Annotated in this window: 17 protein-coding genes and 1 tRNA gene; 10 read left to right on the top strand and 8 right to left on the bottom strand. The window is 63.4% G+C overall.

What is annotated here, in order from left to right; translation table 11 throughout:
* Positions 1–2 precede the first annotated feature (2 nt).
* Entirely contained in the window at positions 3–479 is a 477-nt protein-coding gene (greA, locus tag FJ967_RS15935; RefSeq protein ID WP_140732772.1) for a transcription elongation factor GreA, read from the bottom strand.
* A 109-nt stretch (positions 480–588) separates the two neighbouring features.
* Between greA and FJ967_RS15940 the strand changes: the two genes are divergently transcribed.
* Positions 589–1,965, top strand: coding sequence for a TIGR03808 family TAT-translocated repetitive protein (locus FJ967_RS15940; RefSeq protein ID WP_140732773.1), 1,377 nt, complete (start codon positions 589–591; stop codon positions 1,963–1,965).
* A gap of 9 nt (positions 1,966–1,974) precedes the next feature.
* Here FJ967_RS15940 and FJ967_RS15945 read toward each other — a convergent pair whose 3' ends face one another.
* Positions 1,975–2,979 (bottom strand): asparaginase, encoded by a 1,005-nt coding sequence (locus tag FJ967_RS15945; protein WP_140732774.1) that lies wholly within the window; start codon positions 2,977–2,979, stop codon positions 1,975–1,977.
* 27 nt (positions 2,980–3,006) lie between these two features.
* Positions 3,007–4,173: an acetyl-CoA acetyltransferase gene (locus tag FJ967_RS15950; RefSeq protein WP_140732775.1), complete on the bottom strand. Its 1,167-nt coding sequence runs from the start codon at positions 4,171–4,173 to the stop codon at positions 3,007–3,009.
* Positions 4,174–4,373: 200 nt separating this feature from the next.
* Here FJ967_RS15950 and betI point away from each other — a divergent pair, with 200 nt between their 5' ends.
* Genes betI through betB form a run of 5 tightly spaced genes read left to right on the top strand, consistent with a single transcriptional unit; the run spans position 4,374 to position 10,655 of the window.
* Positions 4,374–4,964, top strand: coding sequence for a transcriptional regulator BetI (gene betI / locus FJ967_RS15955; RefSeq protein ID WP_140732776.1), 591 nt, complete (start codon positions 4,374–4,376; stop codon positions 4,962–4,964).
* A complete protein-coding gene (gene betC / locus FJ967_RS15960) occupies positions 4,961–6,490 on the top strand; it encodes a choline-sulfatase (RefSeq protein ID WP_140732777.1) in 1,530 nt (509 codons plus the stop codon). The genes betI and betC overlap by 4 nt, the downstream gene beginning before the upstream one ends.
* Positions 6,487–7,491, top strand: coding sequence for a threonine/serine dehydratase (locus FJ967_RS15965; protein WP_181175898.1), 1,005 nt, complete (start codon positions 6,487–6,489; stop codon positions 7,489–7,491). Before betC ends, FJ967_RS15965 begins: the two co-directional genes overlap by 4 nt.
* Entirely contained in the window at positions 7,484–9,136 is a 1,653-nt protein-coding gene (gene betA / locus FJ967_RS15970) for a choline dehydrogenase (protein WP_140732779.1), read from the top strand. Before FJ967_RS15965 ends, betA begins: the two co-directional genes overlap by 8 nt.
* A 55-nt stretch (positions 9,137–9,191) precedes the next feature.
* Complete coding sequence (gene betB / locus FJ967_RS15975) at positions 9,192–10,655, top strand: betaine-aldehyde dehydrogenase (RefSeq protein WP_140732780.1); 1,464 nt, start codon at positions 9,192–9,194, stop codon at positions 10,653–10,655.
* Positions 10,656–10,661: 6 nt separating this feature from the next.
* Here the strand turns inward: betB and FJ967_RS15980 are convergent, their stop codons facing one another.
* Entirely contained in the window at positions 10,662–12,896 is a 2,235-nt protein-coding gene (locus FJ967_RS15980) for a mannose-1-phosphate guanylyltransferase/mannose-6-phosphate isomerase (RefSeq protein ID WP_140732781.1), read from the bottom strand.
* A 10-nt stretch (positions 12,897–12,906) separates the two neighbouring features.
* A complete protein-coding gene (locus FJ967_RS15985; RefSeq protein ID WP_140732782.1) occupies positions 12,907–14,427 on the bottom strand; it encodes a phosphomannomutase/phosphoglucomutase in 1,521 nt (506 codons plus the stop codon).
* A gap of 199 nt (positions 14,428–14,626) precedes the next feature.
* Between FJ967_RS15985 and FJ967_RS15990 the strand changes: the two genes are divergently transcribed.
* Positions 14,627–14,703 (top strand) — tRNA-Pro (locus FJ967_RS15990).
* Positions 14,704–14,836: 133 nt separating this feature from the next.
* On the opposite strand, the gene FJ967_RS15995 is transcribed toward FJ967_RS15990, so the two are convergent.
* Both FJ967_RS15995 and FJ967_RS33410 read right to left on the bottom strand, forming a co-directional pair.
* Entirely contained in the window at positions 14,837–15,040 is a 204-nt protein-coding gene (locus tag FJ967_RS15995) for a hypothetical protein (RefSeq protein ID WP_140732783.1), read from the bottom strand.
* Positions 15,041–15,849: 809 nt separating this feature from the next.
* Entirely contained in the window at positions 15,850–16,113 is a 264-nt protein-coding gene (locus tag FJ967_RS33410) for a hypothetical protein (RefSeq protein ID WP_181175900.1), read from the bottom strand.
* Positions 16,114–16,759: 646 nt separating this feature from the next.
* Here FJ967_RS33410 and FJ967_RS16010 point away from each other — a divergent pair.
* The 3 genes from FJ967_RS16010 to FJ967_RS16020 all read left to right on the top strand — a co-directional run bounded on the left by FJ967_RS16010 (position 16,760) and on the right by FJ967_RS16020 (position 17,829).
* Positions 16,760–16,912, top strand: a complete 153-nt coding sequence (locus FJ967_RS16010) for a hypothetical protein (RefSeq protein WP_348643103.1) — start codon at positions 16,760–16,762, stop codon at positions 16,910–16,912.
* A 2-nt stretch (positions 16,913–16,914) separates the two neighbouring features.
* On the top strand, positions 16,915–17,355 hold the full coding sequence (locus tag FJ967_RS16015) for a hypothetical protein (RefSeq protein ID WP_140732786.1): 441 nt from the start codon (positions 16,915–16,917) through the stop codon (positions 17,353–17,355).
* A 129-nt stretch (positions 17,356–17,484) separates the two neighbouring features.
* Positions 17,485–17,829: a hypothetical protein gene (locus FJ967_RS16020; protein ID WP_140732787.1), complete on the top strand. Its 345-nt coding sequence runs from the start codon at positions 17,485–17,487 to the stop codon at positions 17,827–17,829.
* 93 nt (positions 17,830–17,922) lie between these two features.
* On the opposite strand, the gene FJ967_RS16025 is transcribed toward FJ967_RS16020, so the two are convergent.
* Entirely contained in the window at positions 17,923–19,542 is a 1,620-nt protein-coding gene (locus FJ967_RS16025; protein ID WP_140732788.1) for an ABC transporter ATP-binding protein, read from the bottom strand.
* Between the last annotated feature and the right edge of the window lie 3 nt (positions 19,543–19,545).

A 19,545-nucleotide genomic window follows, 5' to 3' on the forward strand; every position in this document is an offset into this window, starting at 1 on the left:
GCCTACCCGCCATTGCTCAGCTTGACGATTTCCCATTCCTTGCCGTTGACGGCGGCGACGTCACCGACCTTCTTGCCAAACAGCGCAACGGCCATGGGCGATACATGGGAAATGGTGCCCTTGGTGGGATCGGCCTCGTCCTCGCCGACGATCTTCCAATGCACCTTCTTGCCGTCGTCGCCTTCCAGCGTGACGCCCATGCCGAAGCGGACGACATCGCTGCCCGGTTCCGGCACGGACAGTTCGGCATTCTCGCGCCGCGCGGTCCAGTAGCGCAGGTCACGCGAAACGACAGCGATACGCTCGCGGTCGGCCTTCCTCTCGGCCTTCGCCAGGACATCGCGCAGATCGGATAGGTTTTCCTCGATCTGCGCCAGGCCGCGCTCCGTCACCAGATTGCGATGCGTGCTGATCGGCCTCTCGCCAACGCCGGCGATGGCATTCTCGCTGTCTTCTTCGCGGGTAAAAGCTCTGCTCATGACCTGAACTTAGGCACACCGGGCCTGATCGACAAGCCATTGCCCGAAGTAGACGGCACGGCTGGCACGATTCCTGCGATCTCTCGTCAAACACTGGGATTGTGTGCCGATGTTGAACAGACGAACGCTGCTGACGCAGACCGCCGGCTTTGCCGTCCTGGGCCTCGCGCTCGGCAAGGCGGCGGCCGCCGGCCTGACCGGGATCGAGAAAGCCTCGATGCGCGGTTCGATCAACGCCGCCGAACTCGGCGTGCAGCCCGGTACGTTTGACGACCAGAGCAAGGCCTTCGCCAAGCTGTTGCGCGACGCGAACGGCCGCGACATGCCTGTTTTCCTGCCGCCCGGCACCTATGTGGTGTCCAATCTCTCGCTGCCCGGCCGGGTGCATCTTTCCGGCGTGCCGGGCGCGACCCGCATCGTCTATGGCGGCGACGGCCATCTGTTCATGGCCGAACAGGCCGACCATATCGAACTCAGCGGGCTCGTCTTCGATGGCGCGAACCGCTCGATGGGCGACTATGCGCAAGGGCTGCTCGACCTGCGCCGGGTCGCACATCTGGTGGTGGACAACTGCCAGATCACAGGCAGCGACAAGAACGGACTGGCGCTCGAACATGCCTCGGGCCGCATCGAGCGCTCGGACATATCCGGTGCGGCGGACGCCGGCATCTATTCCGTCGAGGCCGCAGGGCTGGCGATAACAGGCAACACCGTCTCCGACTGCGCCAATGGCGGCATCCTCGTGCACCGCTGGCAAGCGGCGGAAGACGGCACCATGGTCAGCGGCAACCGCGTCGAACGCATCGGCGCGCGCAGCGGCGGCACCGGCCAGAACGGCAACGGCATCAATGCCTTCCGCGCCGGCAATGTCGTCATCTCGGGCAACGTGGTGTCCGATTGCGCCTTCTCGGCGATCCGTGCCAACAGTTCCAGCAATCTGCAGATATCGGGCAACACCTGTTCACGCTCGGGCGAAACGGCCGTCTATTCCGAATTCTCGTTCGAAGGCGCCGTCATTTCCAACAACATCGTCGACGGCGCGGCTAACGGCATCTCGGTCGTCAACTTCAACGAAGGCGGCCGCATGGGTGTCTGCTCGAGCAACATCGTGCGCAATCTGTCGACATCGGGCCCCTACACGGCGGACCCGCCCGGCTTCGGCGTCGGCATCGCCGTCGAAGCAGACACGATCGCGTCCAACAACGTCATCGAGAACGCGCCGCTCTACGGCATGTCGCTCGGCTGGGGGCCGTATCTGCGCAATGTCGTGGCCAGCGCAAACATCATCCGCAAGGCAGGCACCGGCATCGTCGTCAGTGTGGTCGAGGGTGCCGGCACGGCCGTCATATCGGACAATGTCATCGACGGCGCGTCGAACGGGGCGGTCGTCGGCCAGCGTTGGGCCGAACCGGTCACCGCGGATCTGACCCAGACCAGCAGCAGCGGCTTTGCGCACCTGACCGTCGAGCGCAACCGCGTCAGCTGATTGCCACCTTCAATTCAACGCCGACGTCGGCCTCAGTGCCCCGACCTTGGCGCCGATCCGGCTTTCTATGGGGGCGTTCGCCAGATCGAGCAGCTTCGCGGACAGGCTGTCATCGGTCCGCAGCAGCTTGGCCAGCACGGCGGCGGCGATTGCATCACCGGCGCGCCCGGCGCCATCATCGCATTTGACGGCGATGCCGAGGCCGAGTTCGGGAATCGCGGCACAGTGAACGCCCTCGGCCCCGCCCTTGGCAAAAATCCGTCCGGGAGCCGCCTGCATCAGCAACAGATCAGCGCGACCAGTGCCGGCAACGAAGAATGGTTCCGCCATGCAGGCCGAAAGCAGCCGCTTCGCCGCCTTCGCCCGCTCCGGGCCGAAGCCGTTTGTCGTCACCATGCGGGCAAAGCCGAGCGCAAAACTCTTCAGAGGCACCGCATAGGTCGGGATCGAACAGCCATCCGTCGCGCGTTCGTCGGCACCGTGGACAGCGCCGGTGACGGACTGCATGGCGTCGCGCACCATTTCCTGCAAGGCGTGCCCCGCCTTGACGTAGCCGCGATGCTCAATGCCCGAATGGACGCAAGTGCAGAGGAAGCCGGAATGCTTTCCGGAACAATTGTTGTGCAGCGCGTTTGGCGAGCCGCCGGTGCGCGCAAGCGCAATTTCCGCGTCATGGTCCGAAGGCCAGTGGGTGCCGCATTCGAGCGCCGAGCCGTCCAGCCCGGCCCTGGCCAGCATGGACCGCGCCAACTCGACATGCGCCGGTTCGCCGGAATGGGAGGCGCAGGCCAGCGCCAGTTCGCGGTTGCCGAAGCCATAGGCGTCGGCGGCACCGGTTTCGACCAGCGGCAGGGCCTGGATCGCCTTGACGGCGGAACGCGGAAAGACGGGCCTGGAAGTGTCGCCGATCTCAAGCACCGGCTTGCCGTCGGCATCGAAGACGGCGACGGCGCCGCGGTGGGCGCTCTCGACAATGGCGCCACGCAAGACTTCGATCAGAACCGGATTTGCCATGTCACCTCCCGCGAATGCCGGGGCGGTTTACCTGATCCGGTCGAGAATGGAAACGTAATTGGCGACCGCCGCGCCGCCCATGTTGAAGATGCCGCCGAGTTTCGCGCCCGGCACCTGGATGCCGCCGGCTTCGCCAACGAGTTGCATGGCGGTCAGGACATGCATGGAGACACCGGTGGCGCCGATCGGATGGCCCTTGGCCTTCAGCCCGCCGGAGGGGTTGACCGGCAGGCGGCCATCCCTGGCTGTCGTGCCGTCCAGTGCCAGCTTTGCGCCCTCACCAGGCTTGGCCAACCCCATCGCCTCGTATTCGATCAGTTCAGCGATGGTGAAGCAGTCATGCGTCTCGACAAAGGAGAGATCGTCGAGCGTCACGCCTGCATTTTTCAAGGCCCGGTTCCAGGCCTGCTCGCAGCCTTCGAAAGCAAGAATGTCGCGCTTCGACATCGGCAGGAAATCCTGCACATGTTCATTGGCGCGGAAGGCGACGGCGCGGCGCATCTTCAAGGCGGTCGCCGTATCGGCAAGCACAAGGGCCGCGGCGCCATCGGAGACCAGCGAGCAATCGGTGCGCTTCAAGGGGCCAGCGACGAAGGGGTTCCTTTCACTCTCCTGCCGGCAGAATTCATAGCCGAAATCCTTGCGCATCTGCGCATAGGGATTGTCGACGCCGTTCTTGTGGTTCTTGGCGGCGATCATGGCGAGCGCGTCCGACTGGTCACCATAGCGCTGGAAATAGGCTTGCGCGATCTTGCCGAAGACGCCGGCAAAGCCCGCCGGCGTCTCGCCGTCCTCGGGCAAATAGGAGGCTTTGAGCAGGTTCTTGCCGATCTCGGGACCTGGCGTGGTCGTCATCAGCTCGGCGCCGACCACCAGCACGATGCGCGCGGCGTTGGCGTCGATGGCGCGTATGCCTTGCCGGACGGCCGCCGAACCGGTGGCACAGGCATTCTCGACCCGCGTCGCCGGTTTGAAGCGCAGCCGGTCGTCGGCCTGAAGAACCAGACTTGCCGTGAAATCCTGCGCGGAAAAGCCGGCGTTGAAATGGCCGAGCACGATCTCGTCGACCTCGTCGGGGCCGATGCCGGCATGATCGAGCGCGTCGGTCGCCACCTTGACGATGAGGTTTTCGAGGGTCTCGCCTTCGAGTTTCCCGAAGCGCGAATGCGCCCAGCCGACGATGCATGCGGTCATGGCGGTCTCCATCCTTGGCGCCAGCCCCTCGCCCATGGCTCGTGGCGCGCCTCGCCTTTATTGTTCAAATATAAACATTCTTGCCCGGACCGTGAAGGGCCGCAACGCAACAATCGCTTGGTGCAGCCGACGCAAGGGTCGATTTTTTATTGATTGACGCGTCAATAAAAAATAACCTCCCGGCAAAAATCGGGAACAGCGTGCCAAAAGTCGGAATGGAGCCATTGCGCCGCAAGGCGCTCATCGACGCGACGATCTCGGCGATCGGCGAGCGTGGCTCGCTTGACGTGACCATGTCCGAGATCGCCGGACGGGCCGGCGTGTCCTCAGCGCTTGCCCATCACTATTTCGGCGCCAAGGACGAACTGTTGTTCGCGACCATGCGGCACATTCTGGCCGAACTGACCGTCGACATGCGCCGCGCCCTGCAATCCGCCACATCCGCGCGCGAGCGCGTCTCGGCGGTGGTTGCCGTCAACTTCTCCGACGTCCAGTTCCAGGCCGAAACCATCGCCGCATGGCTCGCCTTCTATGTCGAGGCGCAGCAATCATCCTCGTTGCGCCGCTTGCTCAGAATCTACGCGCGACGGCTGCATTCTAACCTGATGAGCGGGTTGGCCGGCATCCTTCCCAGAGCCGAAGCCGACCGCGCGGCGGAAGCGACGGCGGCAATGATCGACGGGCTCTACATCAGGCGCGCGCTAAAGGACGGCGTGCCCGATGCGGCGACCGCGATCGCTCTGGTCGAGGACTATCTTGAAACCAAACTTGGCGGACGGCCCAAACAGTGACAACGAAGCGACCCAATTTCCTGATCATCATGGTCGATCAGCTTAACGGGACCTTGTTCCCGGACGGGCCGGCGGAATTTCTGCACACGCCGCATCTGAGGGCTCTGGCCGCGCGCTCGGCACGCTTTGCCAACAACTATACAGCCTCGCCGCTCTGCGCGCCGGGCCGCGCCTCCTTCATGAGCGGCCAGTTGCCGTCGCGCACCGGGGTCTACGACAACGCCGCGGAGTTCACCTCGTCTATCCCGACCTTTGCGCACCATTTGCGTGGCGTCGGCTACTACACCTGCCTGTCCGGCAAGATGCACTTCGTCGGACCAGACCAGTTGCACGGTTTCGAGGAACGGCTGACCACCGACATCTATCCGGCGGATTTCGGCTGGACGCCGGACTATCGCAAGCCCGGCGAGCGCATCGAGTGGTGGTATCACAATCTTGGCTCGGTAACCGGCGCCGGCGTCGCAGAGACCAGCAACCAGATGGAGTATGACGACGAGGTCGCGTTCCTCGCGTCCCAGAAACTCTACCAGCTCTCGCGCGAACAGGACGATGCCGACCGTCGGCCCTGGTGTCTTACGGTCTCGCTTTCGCACCCGCACGATCCCTATGTCGCGCGCAAGCAGTATTGGGATCTCTATGAGCATTGCCAGGCGCTGGATCCGGAAATCGGGTTCATCGCGCATGACGACCAGGACACGCATTCCCAGCGCCTCTACCATGCCAGTGATTATCCCTCTTTCGAGATCACGCCGGAGCAGGTCCGGCGTTCGCGACGCGGCTATTTCGCCAACATCTCCTATGTCGACGACAAGGTCGGCGAGCTTCTCGACGTTCTCACGCGAACGCGCATGCTCGACGACACGATCATCCTGTTCTGCTCCGATCACGGCGACATGCTGGGTGAGCGCGGCCTGTGGTTCAAAATGAGCTTCTTCGAAGGTTCGGCGCGGGTGCCGTTGATGATTTCCGGCAAGGGTATTCGTGCCGGGCTGATCGAGGCGCCGGTCTCCAATCTCGACGTCGCGCCAACGCTTTGCGACCTCGCCGGCATCGACATCGGGGCGATCGCGCCATGGACCGACGGCCAGTCGCTGCTGCCGCTCACCAATGGCGGGCAGCGCACGGCACCGGTCTTGATCGAATACGCGGCCGAAGGGTCCTATGCGCCCTTGGTGGCCATCCGTGACGGCAGATACAAATTCGTCCACTGCGAACTCGATGCGCCGCAATTGTTCGATCTCGAAGCCGACCGCCTCGAGCGGAACAACCTGGCCGACGATCCGGCCAATGCGGCGCTGGTAGCGGCATTCATGGACAAGGTTCGGGCGCGCTGGAACATGGTTGGTTTCGACGCGGCCGTGCGCGAAAGCCAGGCACGCCGCTGGGTCGTCTACCCGGCATTGCGTAACGGCGCCTATTACCCCTGGGATTTCCAGCCGCTGCAGAAGGCATCGGAACGGTACATGCGCAATCACATGAACCTCGACAATCTCGAAGAGAGCAAAAGGTATCCGCGAGGCGAATGATGGCAGACCTACTCGTCCCCTCCCTCGACCATCTGAGACATGCCTATGCCGTCACCTCCAAGGCGACGCAGGTGACGCCCCTGCTGGAATCGACGGCGCTCGCCAGGCAAACCGGCGCCGCCCGCGTTTTCATCAAGCCGGAATCGCTGCAATGGGCCGGATCCTTCAAGATACGCGGCGCCTATTGGCGGCTGAAGCGGCTTTCATCAGATGAGGCAAGGAAGGGCGTTGTCGCCTATTCCTCCGGCAATTTCGCGCAAGGGCTGGCGGCGGCCGGCCAGGCGCTCGGCATCCCGGTCACCATCGTCATGCCGATCGACGCGCCGGCCGCCAAGCGGGACGCCACCGCGGGATATGGCGCGCGCGTCGTGCTGACCGACCATGGCGATCGCGCGCGTGAGGAGGTCGCCGCCGCCAAGACGCGCGAGATCGCGGCAACCGAAGGTCTGGCCTTGCTGCATCCGTTCGACGATCCCGAGATCGTCGCCGGTCAGGCGGGCGCCGGCCTCGAAGCGCTCGACCAGTTGTCGGCCAAGGACGCCAGCGCCGATCTTTTGTTCTGCTCGGTCGGTGGCGGCGGGCTGATCGGCGGCGTTTCGCTCGCCTTCCACTATCTGTCGCCGGCGACCGAGATCATCGGCGTCGAGCCCGAAGGCTTCAACGGCATGGGCTCGTCGCTGGACCATGGCTCGATCGAGACCATGCCGATCGCGCCGAGCTCGATCTGCGACGGGCTGATGTCGCGCCGCCCGGGCGATGCGCCGTTTGCCGCGGTCAAGACCGCCGGCGTGCGCGGCATCACCGTCGACGATCAATCGGTGCGGCGGGCGATGAAGATCGCCTTCGAGCGTATGAAGCTGGTGCTGGAGCCTTCCGGTGCGGCATCGCTGGCGGCACTGCTCGGCGGCAAGGTGGATGTGACTGATAAAATCGTCCTCGTGGTGGCAACCGGCGGCAATGTCTCGCTCGCCGATTTTATGGCGCATGTGAACAATGCTTGAAGCGGATTTCGTCATCATCGGCTCCGGCTCGGCCGGTTCGGCCATGGCCTATCGCCTGTCGGAAGACGGCAAGCATTCGGTCATCGTCATCGAGTTCGGCGGGACCGATATGGGACCACTGATCCAGATGCCGTCGGCGCTGTCGATCCCGCTCAACATGAGCCTCTACGACTGGGGCTTCGCCAGCGAGCCTGAACCGCATCTCGGCGGCCGCGTGCTGGCGACGCCACGCGGCAAGGTGATCGGCGGCTCATCCTCGATCAACGGCATGGTCTATGTGCGCGGCCACGCGCGCGACTTCGACCATTGGGCAGAACAGGGTGCGGCCGGCTGGGGCTTCGCCGACGTGCTGCCCTACTTCAAGCGCATGGAGGATTCCGACGGCGGCGAGGACGGCTGGCGCGGACATGGCGGGCCTCTGCATGTGCAGCGCGGTTCGCGGCGCAATCCGCTTTACGGCGCCTTCGTCGAAGCTGGCCGCCAGGCCGGGTTCGAACTGACCGACGACTACAATGGCGCCAAGCAGGAAGGCTTCGGCCCGATGGAGCAGACCATTCTGGGCGGCCGCCGCTGGTCGGCGGCGAATGCCTATCTGAAGCCGGCGCTCAGGCGCAAAAACGTCAGTCTGGTCAAAGGCTTTGCGCGCCGGGTGATCATCGAGAATCAACGCGCCATCGGCGTCGAAATCGAAGCTCACAAACAGATTCAGGTCGTTAAGGCGCGACGTGAAGTGATCGTCGCGGCATCGTCGATCAATTCGCCCAAGATCCTGATGCTGTCCGGCATCGGCCCGGCCGGACATCTGCGCGAAAACGGCATTGCCGTCGTGGCCGACCGCCCCGGTGTCGGCGGCAACCTGCAGGACCATCTGGAGCTCTACATCCAGCAGGAATCGACCAAGCCGATCACGCTGAATTCGGTGCTCAATCCGTTCTCCAAGGCGATGATCGGAGCGCAATGGCTGTTCTTCAAATCGGGTCTCGGCGCCACCAATCATTTCGAGGCGGCCGCCTTCGTGCGCTCGCAAGCAGGCGTCGACTATCCCGATATCCAGTACCATTTCATCCCGGCGGCGGTGCGCTATGACGGCAAGGCGGCTGCCAAGTCGCATGGTTTCCAGGCGCATGTCGGGCCGATGCGCTCGAAGTCGCGCGGCTCGGTGACGCTGCGCTCGCCGGATCCGAAGGCAAAGCCGGTCATCCGCTTCAACTACATGTCGCATCCCGACGATTGGGCGGAATTCCGCCACTGCATCCGCCTGACCCGCGAAATCTTCGGCCAGTCGGCCTTCGATGCCTATCGAGGAGAGGAACTTTCGCCGGGCAGCCACGTGCAGTCGGACGACGATCTCGATGTCTTCATTCGCGACCATGCCGAAAGCGCCTACCATCCTTGCGGCACCTGCAAGATGGGTCGCGCCGATGATCTGGCCAGCGTGGTTGATCCGGAATGCCGGGTCATCGGCGTCGACGGCCTGCGCGTCGCCGATTCCTCGATCTTCCCGCGTGTGACCAACGGCAACCTCAACGCGCCGTCGATCATGACCGGCGAGAAGGCATCGGACCACATCCTTGGCCGTACGCCGCTGGCGCCGTCCAACCAGGAACCTTGGATCAATCCGCGCTGGCAGGTCGCGGATCGATAGGGCATTGTCCGGCGAAACGCTTCCGAACGAGCGACGAATTTTTTTGGAGAAAGCCATGCGCGCCCAGCCTACGGCCTCACACTATGTCAACGGCCGCTACATCGAGGACGAGGGCGGCGCGCCATTGCCGGTGATCTATCCGGCAACCGGCGAGGTGATCGCCACGCTGCATTCGGCAACACCGAACGTGCTGGAGCTGGCGATCGAGGCCGCACGCGCCGCACAACCGGCGTGGGCGCGAATGAAGCCGGTGGAACGCGGCCGCATTCTGCGCCGCGCAGCCGACATCTTGCGCGCTCGCAATGCCGATCTCGCCCGCATCGAAACGCTGGATACCGGCAAGGCGATCCAGGAGACACTGGTGGCGGACGCGCCTTCGGCGGCCGACTGTCTCGAATATTTCGGCGGCGCGGTGGCAAGCTTCAACGGCGAGGCCGTCGACCTCGGCGGGCCCTTTGCCTATACACGGCGCGAGGCGCTTGGCGTGTGCGTCGGCATCGGCGCCTGGAACTATCCGATCCAGATCGCCGGCTGGAAATCGGCGCCGGCGTTGGCCATGGGCAACGCCATGGTGTTCAAACCATCGGAAAACACTCCATTGTCGGCGCTGGCACTGGCCGAAATCTATTCGGAGGCAGGCCTGCCCGATGGGCTTTTCAATGTCGTGCAGGGCTATGGCGATGTCGGCGCCGGCCTTGTCGGCCATGATGTCGTCGCCAAGGTCTCGGTGACCGGCTCGGTGCCGACCGGTCGCAAGGTGCTGTCGCTCGCCGGCTTCAAGATGAAGCACGCGACGATGGAACTCGGCGGCAAGTCGCCACTGATCGTCTTTGACGATGCCGATCTCGAAAATGCCATTGGCGGCGCCATGCTCGGCAATTTCTACTCGACCGGCCAGATCTGCTCCAACGGCACGCGCGTCTTCGTCCAGAGCGGCATTCACGACCGCTTTGTCGAGCGGCTGGTCGAGCGAACCAAGAAGATCCGCATCGGCGATCCGCTCGACCCGGAAACGCAGATGGGCCCGTTGGTCAACAAAGCGCAGCAGGACAAGGTGGTCGGCTATATCGAGGCCGGCAAGCAGGATGGGGCCACGCTCGCCTGTGGCGGCAACGTGCCGTCGCTGCAAGGCTTCCAGGGCGGCTTCTTCGTCGAGCCGACGGTGTTCACCGGCGTCACCGACACGATGCGCATCGCCCGCGAAGAGATTTTCGGCCCGGTCATGAGCGTGCTGAGATTCGACGGCGAGGACGAGGTCATCGACCGCGCCAACGACACCGAATTCGGCCTGGCCGCGGGCGTGTTCACCCGCGACCTGCCGCGCGCCCACCGCGTCATCGCCGAACTGCAGGCCGGCACCTGCTGGATTAACGCCTACAATCTGACGCCGGTGGAAATCCCCTTTGGCGGCGTCAAGCAATCCGGCATAGGACGCGAGAATTCGCTGGCCGCGCTGGCGCTCTATTCGCAGCTGAAATCGATCTATGTCGAGACCGGGGACGTGGCGAGCCCTTACTGATCCCGCCTACTTGTCCACCGTCCCATCCAGGTACTGCGTGAGCGCACAGACCAGATGGTAGAAGATACTCGCCGGCACGTCCGATGCCAGCGAGCGGCCGCGTTCGTCGATGCGGTCGATCCAGAGACCCAGCGGCGCCGGGTCGATGTGCCAGCGGAACAGCCGGCCGACGCGGGCCTCGATCTCGGGCTTGAGGTCGGGGCCGCCCGAGCCGTCGAGCGCGATCGCCGCCTTGAGCGCCTCGGCCTGCGGCCAGCTGCGCGATATCAGGTCCAGCGGCAGGCCTTGCCGTGAAACTGCGCCATAGGCCAGGCCAGTGGCACGGTTGAGGCCATTGGCGATGGCCGACGCATACAGCTTTCGGGCAAAGGCACTGAGCTCGGCCTGGCCACTGCGCCCGGCGAAGTCGACCAGCAGGGAGGCCCACTCGAAATGATGGCCGGGCTCGGTCCAGCTTCCCTTTTCTCCGGAGACCGGTTTCCATTCGGCGTCGAAATACTCACCCAGCGTCCAGCTTTCGGGATCGAAGAAATGGCTGCGGAAGAGGTCGATGATGCGCGACGCGCGACGCAGATGCGCCCGCTCGCCGGTCGCCTGATGCCAGGCCAGAAAAGCTTCGAGCAGGTGCATATGCGGGTTGGAACGCCGCTCGCCGGCACCGTCCGACGTCTCGAGAAAGCCGGTCATGCGGCTGTCCTCCAGATGCGCGTCGAGGAAGGCGAAGGTCTCCTCGCCGAGCCGCAAGGCATCGGCATTGCCCGACATATGCGCATGCGCCAACGCCAGCAGAATGCAGGAATGATCGTAGGCATCCTCGACCGGATCGGCGACGGAGCCGTCGACATTCAGCGTGCGCACCCAGCCGCCCCGTTGGGTACGGCCCTGCCCGGCCATGAAGTCGATGCCGTGCGCGATCAGCCGGTCGGCCGGGCCGGTCCAGCCGCGTTCCTTGGCAACCGCGAAAGCATAGACCTGCCGCGCCTGAGTGCGCATGCGCTTGGGCTTGATGAGCGGCTTGGCGTCGAAACCCAGCGCCTCATGGAACCCGCCATGGCGCTCGTCGACACCTGACGTCGACCACAGCGGCAAGGTTTCCTGAAACAGCCAGTGATGCACGCGCCGCCGCCAGGCGCCGCTTTCGATGACGCGGTCGTGCGCCGGCGTGAACCTGGTTTCCAGCCGTCCCGATTTTTCGAGCTGTTCGACGATCTTCTTGACGTGCTGGCTGTGGCTGACCGGAGCGACGAAAGTGGCATCGGAGGTCGAGACGATGGCGACGTCCTTCATGCCGATCGCCGACAGCAGGCGACCGTCGCTGCGGATATAGGAATTCTCGCAATCGATCGCGACGACATCGCCGACCACGACATTGCCCTGGGCATCGGCAGGACCGACATCGAGCAGCGACTGCCAAGAGCCGAGATCGTTCCAGCGGAAACCGGCCGGCACCATGGCTATGTCTTTTGCCCGCTCCATGATGGCGTAGTCGATCGAGTTCGACGGGATGGCCGCATAGAGCTCCAGCGGCATATAGAGGCCGGAAAGGTCCAATGTCGCCGCCTTGTAGGCCGCTTCGGTGGCGTGCCAGATGTCGGGCTGGAATGCTTCGAAAGCGTCGCGCATGACACCGGCCCGAAACAGGAAGATGCCGGTGTTCCAATAGAAATTTCCCGCCTTGAGATAATCATTGGCGGTCTCGAGGTCGGGTTTTTCGACGAAGCGCGAAACGTCCGATACCCCGCCCTTCTCAACCGAGACCTCGATATAGCCATAGCCGGTTTCGGGCTGGGTCGGCTTGATGCCGAACACCACCAGGCGGCCGGCGCGCGCCGCCTGCGATCCCGCTTCGATACTTTGCCAGAATTGCCCTGCCGTCGATATTTCATGGTCCGAGGGCACCACCAGCACCAGGCTGTCGCCGAATTCAGACAGGGTGCGCAGCGTCGCCAGTGCGACGGCGGCCGCGGTGTTGCGTCCGGCGGGCTCGAACAATGGGCCGCCGCCGGCAAGATCGAGACCGGCCAAGTCGGCATGGACGCGCTCGGCGTGACGCTCCGAAGCGATCAGGAAGATCGGCGCCTCGCCGGCCGGCCTCGCCGTCAGGCGGCGCAAGGTCTTGGCGAGCATCGAGCCGTCGCCCGACAGATCGTGGAACTGTTTGGGATTGTCTTCGCGTGACAGCGGCCATAGCCGGGAGCCGACGCCGCCGCTCATGACAAAACTGACGATCCGCTCGGTCATGGATATCCCATCAAAAAGTCTGGTTGTAGGCGCCGACTTCGGGACTGCGGCGCAGCACCGCGTCGACGGCCTCGAACATCTGCCGGCGACGGTCGGACGATACCGGGCTTTCGACGACAACGACAAGCTCAGGCTTGTTCGACGAGGCACGCACTAGCCCCCAGGTACCGTCCTCGGCGACGACGCGCACGCCATTGACGGTGATGAGGTCGACAATCTTCTGGCCCGCGAAGCTGGCACCTTCGCGCTGCATGGCCTGGAAATCGGAAACCACACGCTCGACCACGCCGTATTTCACATCGTCGGCGCAATGCGGCGACATGGTCGGCGTTCCGAACGTCAGCGGCAGCGCGCGATAGAGATCGGCCATCGAACTGGCCGGGTTGCGGTCCAGCATCCGGCAGATGGCGATTGCCGTGACCAGGCCGTCGTCATAGCCGCGCCCGATCGGCGGGTTGAAGAAGAAATGACCCGACTTTTCGAAGCCGGCCACGGCACCGAGTTCGGCAACGCGGCGCTTGATATAGGAATGGCCGGTCTTCCAATAGTCGGTGGCGGCGCCGTTGGCGCGCAGCACCGCGTCGGTGTGGAACAGTCCGGTCGACTTGACGTCGACCACGAAGGTCGAACCTGGATATTGGCCGGAGATGTCGCGCGCGAGCATCACACCGACCTTGTCGGCAAAGATTTCGTTGCCTTCATTGTCGACGACACCGCAGCGGTCGCCGTCGCCATCGAAGCCGAGACCGACATCGGCCCCGGTCTCCAGCACCTTGTCCCGGATGGCATGCAGCATCTGCATGTCCTCCGGGTTCGGGTTGTAGCGCGGAAAGGTATGATCGAGTTTGACATCGAGCGGGACCACCTCGCAGCCTATGCGCTGCAAGGCTTGCGGAGCAAAGGCACCAGCCGTGCCGTTGCCGCAGGCGGCAACCACTTTCAGCTTTCGCGTGATGCGCTTGTCCGCGGTCAGGTCGTCGAGATAGATGGCGCGAAAATCGCTGACAAGATCATAGGAGCCACCGCCGGCAAGGTCGAAATCGCCGGCGAGTACGATCGCCTTCAGCGCGCTCATTTCCTCCGGCCCAAAGGTCAGCGGTCGCGCCGCTCCCATCTTGACGCCGGTCCAGCCGTTCTCGTTGTGGGAAGCGGTGACCATGGCGACCGACTGCGTGTCCAGCGCGAACTGGGCGAAGTAGGCCATCGGCGACAGCGCCAGGCCGATGTCCTTCACCCGTGCGCCGGCCGCCATCAGTCCGGAGACCAGCGCCAGCTTGATGCCAAGCGAATAGGACCGGAAATCATGCCCGGTGACGATGTCGGGGCCGGCGCCGAGGCGGCGGATCAGCGTGCCGAGGCCCATGCCAAGCGCCTGGACGCCGATCAGATTGAGTTCCGGCGGAACAGCCGATCCGGGATGACCGAACCACCAGCGCGCATCATATTCACGAAAACCGGAGGCCTTGATCAGCGCAGCGGTCTCAAATTCGAAGCTGTTGGGCAAGGCTTCGCCAACGATTTTTGGGGGCAAGACGTGAGAGCTCCAGGCGGCACGAAGACGATCAATGGAGGCAGCGGCTTAGCACACAAGGCTTTAGGCCGCGTTTATCCAGGTTGGAAATCCAAGCTTTGCGGGAATGCCCGACGAAAGCGGACGAAATGCGACAGAAGTGCTGCCATTGCCGCTTGCAGGAATGAGGTGTGGCGGCTATAAGCCCGCCGTCTGGTCACGGAGTGTAGCGCAGCCTGGTAGCGCACCTCGTTCGGGACGAGGGGGTCGCAGGTTCAAATCCTGCCACTCCGACCAGCCTAAAGCTTCCCGCAAATCCGCTTCTATCCCTTGTGCCGCAAGGCTTTGCGCCGTTTTGGCCAGCGGAACAATTGCGGAACGTGAGGCGCGCCTCACGCCTCATGTGGGGCTTTTGCTGTTCCCGCGATGTTCAGGCCGCCGTTCCATGCAGCCTTTGGTCGATCGTCTTCAGGCGGTGCGTCGCCGCGTGAAGCAAGGTGAGAATCGCACTGTTGAGCCTGGCGCGCTCGGCCGGCTCGCCCTCCTGGTGAATGAAGATCAGCAGATCGATGACGTCTTCGGTTCCGCAGAGATAGAGCTCGATGGCGTTGGTGTTCTGGTCCTGGTCTTCCATTTTCCTTGTCTCCAAAGGCGTGGCTTCGCCGTGTCCCCTCTGCGGCCGGCGTTGCTGGGTTATCCGAACTTAAAACCGCGCGATTGTGGCCGCGTTCCCTGGGATGACAGGGAAGCCCGCGTGGCCAAACGACGGATGGCCGAGTTGCTGGAGGGCACGCCGATTCTGGTGCATGAGAGCGACCCGGCTAGAGGTCGAGCGGTCTACCGCCAAGGGTGCATGCTGGCGATGACAGTCAATGACCGGCCGCGAGTTCCGCCGCGCGGCAGGAAGTCGAGCGCGACGTCAGGCAGCTGTCAGATCCTTACCTATCTGCTCTGCGGGCTCTCAAGGCGCATCTTGCCCTATCGGAGGCCGAAGAAGCTCAATATCGCTATGACGATGACCACCGCGCCCACGAGCCAAATAATATTGTTCATGATCTCTCTCCTATTGCCTGCGAACCCGCACTCTCGACAGAGAACACTGGGCCGATAGGCCTTTTCCGGCCGATGTTCGGCAGACGTCCATTGTGTGCCTGCCGCAGAGGTAGAACTATTAGGCATTCCTAATGTTCCGCCATGTGAGCGCGACCATCCCTGGCGAGAGGAACCGCAAGAGGCAGTGGCCAAATGGTGGGGTTTTCTTTCCGCCCCCCGACGCCACGCCACAGTCAACCTTCGACCTTTGCTGTCCGCGAAAGGGCCGGAACCAAAGAGAACAGCGACAGTTGTACCCAACGAAGGGCTAATAAAGGCAATGGAGATATTGCAGTGAAAACAATGATCATGTGCGCATTGGCGCTTTCGATGGGATTGCCTGCGTTGGCTTCAGCCGCCGAGGCGGACGTTGTCATCCGGACCCATCATCGTCATCACAACTACGTCAAGGTCATCAATGAGGACGGTCAGCGCCTCCATCGCCGTCACCATGGAACGGTCGTCTTCTATGATCATGGGCGCCGGCACCATCATTGGCATCATCGGGATGCCGTGGTCGTCACCGGCACGGTTTCCACCCATCGTCACCATCATCACCCGGTCGTAATCGAAAACGGCGGCTACTGATTGCCATCTGGTGGCTGGGCTGTCCATCGTGCCTGGCCGCCAGGTAGTTTTTCAGTTCATGCGAATGCCTTGGCGTTCTCGAGGCGGACATATGCCCGGCGAGGCAAAGGGGTGCCATTCGTACCATCACAATTGGAAGAAAGTTGGCGCGAGCATTCCCCGGCTCATGAGTTTGTCTTGGCCAAGGCCGGGGACAAGTTCGTGCCAAAAACAGATTCAGGGTTCGCCCGCCACCTGGAAGCGGCGGGCGAACCCTATCGGCGCAGGAAGGGACTGGGCTGCGCCAATCTGCAAGGCTGGAGATCAACCGAGGACTATGCCGGCCACCATGAAGGTGATGGCGATGGCGAAGATCGGTGCGAGCAACCAGCGCGCCTGGCCAACACTCTTCTCCATCGGCTTCCTTCCGCGATCTCGTAGCGGGCAAACCATACCGAACAGCCGCTGTTCCGGGCTCCGTGCAAGGCAGGACCATTGCGGTTCCCTGTCAGACTTAGGTCCTGCATCTCACCCGACCGAAGCCCAGCCCTGGAACGTTTGTCCGCGCTCCAGGTTCAGTTGATTGGGGCTGAGATCACCGAACAAAGCGGAAATAATGAGCATCACAATCTCGAATCGTGACGATGCAGTGTCCCATGCCTTGCGGCTGCGCGTGGCTCACCTCAGGAGCAGGATGCGCGAGGCGCGCATCACCGACGGCGAAATCAAGACCTTCCAGAAAGTCGCGGCCGTGATGGAAGACGGTCAAGGCCGGATTGATGGCGACGATCTGATTGCCGCATCCTTTGTTACCGACGCGCTGACGGACCCGACACGTCCCGAATGACCATGCCAACCATCAGCAGGCTTTTTGAATCCCATGCCGAGGCGGCCCGGATCGCCGGCGACCTTTTGGCGGCCGGCGTTCCTCGCGTCCAGATCGCGATTATCGGACCCTACCAGGACGAGATAGGCGTCCTGACGTCTCCGGCCGCCATGTCTGGCGCTTTCGCCGGGCTGTTGGCGTCGGTGGGCGTTTTTGCGACTTACGGCATCAATCCTTTCTCCGCCGGACCGTGGGCAACAGCCCTGGTCGGCGCGTTCTGCGGCTGTCTCCTCGGCGGGCTGCTCGGCGCCTTGGTCGCGGTCGCCAACAGGCCCGAGCGTCGAAATATTGGCGAGGGGATTGTGCTGGTGACGGCGCATGTCGATGAAAACGCGACCGACATTGCCCGAACGGTGATCGGCGGCTATGCCTCCATGCCCGGACTGGCTGCCGAGGCAGCATAAACCCTCGACGATAGTGAGACAGGCCGATCCGCCGAACATCGGCGGTCACTCATACTTTGACGATACGGGCATCAGCGCTAGGTTGGTCGATGGATGGGAGGGGCCGGCAACGGGAGACCGGACGCGAACATGAACTTGATCTCAACCACAGGGTCGGCATCGATTCTTCTGGCCGCGATGTTTCTCGCTGCCGGATGTTCGTCGATCGGCGGGGCGGCCGACCCGGCCAAATACGAGAGCATGAGCTGCACCGAGCTCAACAGTGCGTTGGGAAGCAGTGCCAGCGACATCTCGCGAACTGCGATCACCCGCGGCAAGGTCGCCAACACCAGCGTGCCGCGCTGGCTGCTTGGCGGATCGCGCGTGAAGACCGCGGTCGCCAACCGTGAAACGGCCAGGATCGACCGGTTGAAGCAACAACAGGATGCACTTGTCGCCGTGCGCGCGCGCAAGTGCCCGGCTTCAGCGGGATAGAGCAATTCCAGGAAAAGTGTGTAACGGTTTTCCTTCCGGAATTGCGCAAAGACAAAGAGTTAGAGCGGCATTTGCCGCACCCGTGGCGGCCTGTCACGCGCTCAACCGGAACCGGGTGACGTCGATCGCGGCATTCATCAGCGTCTGCGTGTAGGGCGCCTGCGGGTTGCTGAAGATCGCCTCGGTCGGCCCCTCCTCGACGATCTTGCCCTGTTTCATGACGATGATGTAGTCGGCCATGGCGCGCACCACCGCAAGGTCGTGGCTGATGAACAGGTAGGACAGTTCGTGGTCGGCCTGGAGCTTGCGCAGGAGTTCGACGATCTGTTTCTGCACCGAGCGGTCGAGCGCCGAGGTCGGCTCGTCCAGAACGACCATCTTGGGCTTCAGGATCATGGCGCGGGCAATGGCGATGCGCTGCCGTTGTCCACCCGAGAATTCATGCGGGTAGCGGTTGCGCGCGTTTGGGTCGAGACCGACTTCGTTCAGGGCCTCCACCGCGCGCTGGTCGCGTTGCTTGCCGGAGAGGTTCGGCTCATGCACCAGCAGCCCCTCGGTGATGACCTGGCCGACGGTCATGCGTGGCGACAGCGAGCCGAACGGATCCTGGAAGACAAGCTGTATCTGGCGCCGCAGCGGCCGCATCTCCTGCCGGTCGGCGGTCGAGATATCGCGATCGCCGAAACGAATGAGCCCGTCGCTCGGCAATAGCCGCAGCAAGGCCCGGCCGAGCGTCGATTTGCCGGAGCCGGATTCGCCGACGATGCCGATGGTCTGGTTGCGCTGCAACCGGATCGAGATGTGGTCGACGGCCCGCAGCATCAGCGGTTCGCCGGCCAAGAACCCGCCGCCGATCCTGAACGTGACTTCGACATCCCTGCCCTCGAGCACGACGGGCGCATTGGCGGGCGGAGGCGCCTTGGTTCCCGTCGGCTCGGCCGCCAGCAGCATCTTTGTATAGGCGTGCTGTGGGTTGGCGAAGATTGCCTCGGCTTCACCTTCCTCGACGACCTCGCCCCGTCGCATGACATAGACGCGGTCGGCGAAGCGCCGGACGATGCCGAGATCATGGGTGATGAAGACGATCGCCATGCCGAGCTTGCGCTGCAGCTCGGCCAGCAGCATCAGGATCTGCGCCTGGATGGTCACGTCGAGCGCCGTTGTCGGTTCGTCGGCGATCAGGATGTCGGGATCGTTGGCGAGCGCCATGGCTATCATCACGCGCTGGCGCTGGCCGCCGGACATCTCGTGCGGATAGGATTTCATCCGCCGTTCGGGATCCGGAATATGGACGAGCCGCAGCAGTTTTAGCGCTTCCTCATGCGCCGCGGCAGCGCTCAAGCCTCGATGGCGGCGGATCGGCTCGATCAGCTGGTTGCCGATCGAATAGAGCGGATCGAGCGAAGTCATCGGCTCCTGGAAGATCATGCTGATCTTGCGGCCGCGCACCTTGTTGAGCTCGGATTTGCTCAATGTGAGCAGGTTGCGGCCACGATAGTCGACGTGTCCCGACGCTTCACCATTGGAGGCCAGCAGGCTCATCGCCGCCATCATCGTCTGGCTCTTGCCGGAGCCGGATTCGCCAACCACGGCAACGGTCTCGCCCGCGTTGACATGGATGTTGATGCCCTTCACCGCCTCGACCGCCCCGTCGAGAGTGCGGAAGCGCACACGCAGGTCCTTGACGCTGAGGATCGTTTCGGGAGTGGCCATGTC

This window comes from Mesorhizobium sp. B2-3-4 (assembly GCF_006442315.1).
Taxonomy (GTDB): Bacteria; Pseudomonadota; Alphaproteobacteria; order Rhizobiales; family Rhizobiaceae; genus Mesorhizobium.

Bases quoted from the DNA above. Each gene is read 5' to 3' on its own strand.
- FJ967_RS33410 (WP_181175900.1), bottom strand. From the start codon at position 16,113: ATGGACAGCCCAGCCACCAGATGGCAATCAGTAGCCGCCGTTTTCGAT.
- greA (WP_140732772.1), bottom strand. From the start codon at position 479: ATGAGCAGAGCTTTTACCCGCGAAGAAGACAGCGAGAATGCCATCGCC.
- FJ967_RS15945 (WP_140732774.1), bottom strand. From the start codon at position 2,979: ATGGCAAATCCGGTTCTGATCGAAGTCTTGCGTGGCGCCATTGTCGAG.
- FJ967_RS15940 (WP_140732773.1), top strand. From the start codon at position 589: ATGTTGAACAGACGAACGCTGCTGACGCAGACCGCCGGCTTTGCCGTC.
- FJ967_RS15980 (WP_140732781.1), bottom strand. From the start codon at position 12,896: ATGACCGAGCGGATCGTCAGTTTTGTCATGAGCGGCGGCGTCGGCTCC.
- FJ967_RS16010 (WP_348643103.1), top strand. From the start codon at position 16,760: ATGCGCGAGGCGCGCATCACCGACGGCGAAATCAAGACCTTCCAGAAA.
- FJ967_RS15965 (WP_181175898.1), top strand. From the start codon at position 6,487: ATGATGGCAGACCTACTCGTCCCCTCCCTCGACCATCTGAGACATGCC.
- FJ967_RS15950 (WP_140732775.1), bottom strand. From the start codon at position 4,173: ATGACCGCATGCATCGTCGGCTGGGCGCATTCGCGCTTCGGGAAACTC.
- FJ967_RS16015 (WP_140732786.1), top strand. From the start codon at position 16,915: ATGCCAACCATCAGCAGGCTTTTTGAATCCCATGCCGAGGCGGCCCGG.
- FJ967_RS15995 (WP_140732783.1), bottom strand. From the start codon at position 15,040: ATGGAAGACCAGGACCAGAACACCAACGCCATCGAGCTCTATCTCTGC.
- FJ967_RS16025 (WP_140732788.1), bottom strand. From the start codon at position 19,542: ATGGCCACTCCCGAAACGATCCTCAGCGTCAAGGACCTGCGTGTGCGC.
- betA (WP_140732779.1), top strand. From the start codon at position 7,484: ATGCTTGAAGCGGATTTCGTCATCATCGGCTCCGGCTCGGCCGGTTCG.
- FJ967_RS16020 (WP_140732787.1), top strand. From the start codon at position 17,485: ATGAACTTGATCTCAACCACAGGGTCGGCATCGATTCTTCTGGCCGCG.
- betB (WP_140732780.1), top strand. From the start codon at position 9,192: ATGCGCGCCCAGCCTACGGCCTCACACTATGTCAACGGCCGCTACATC.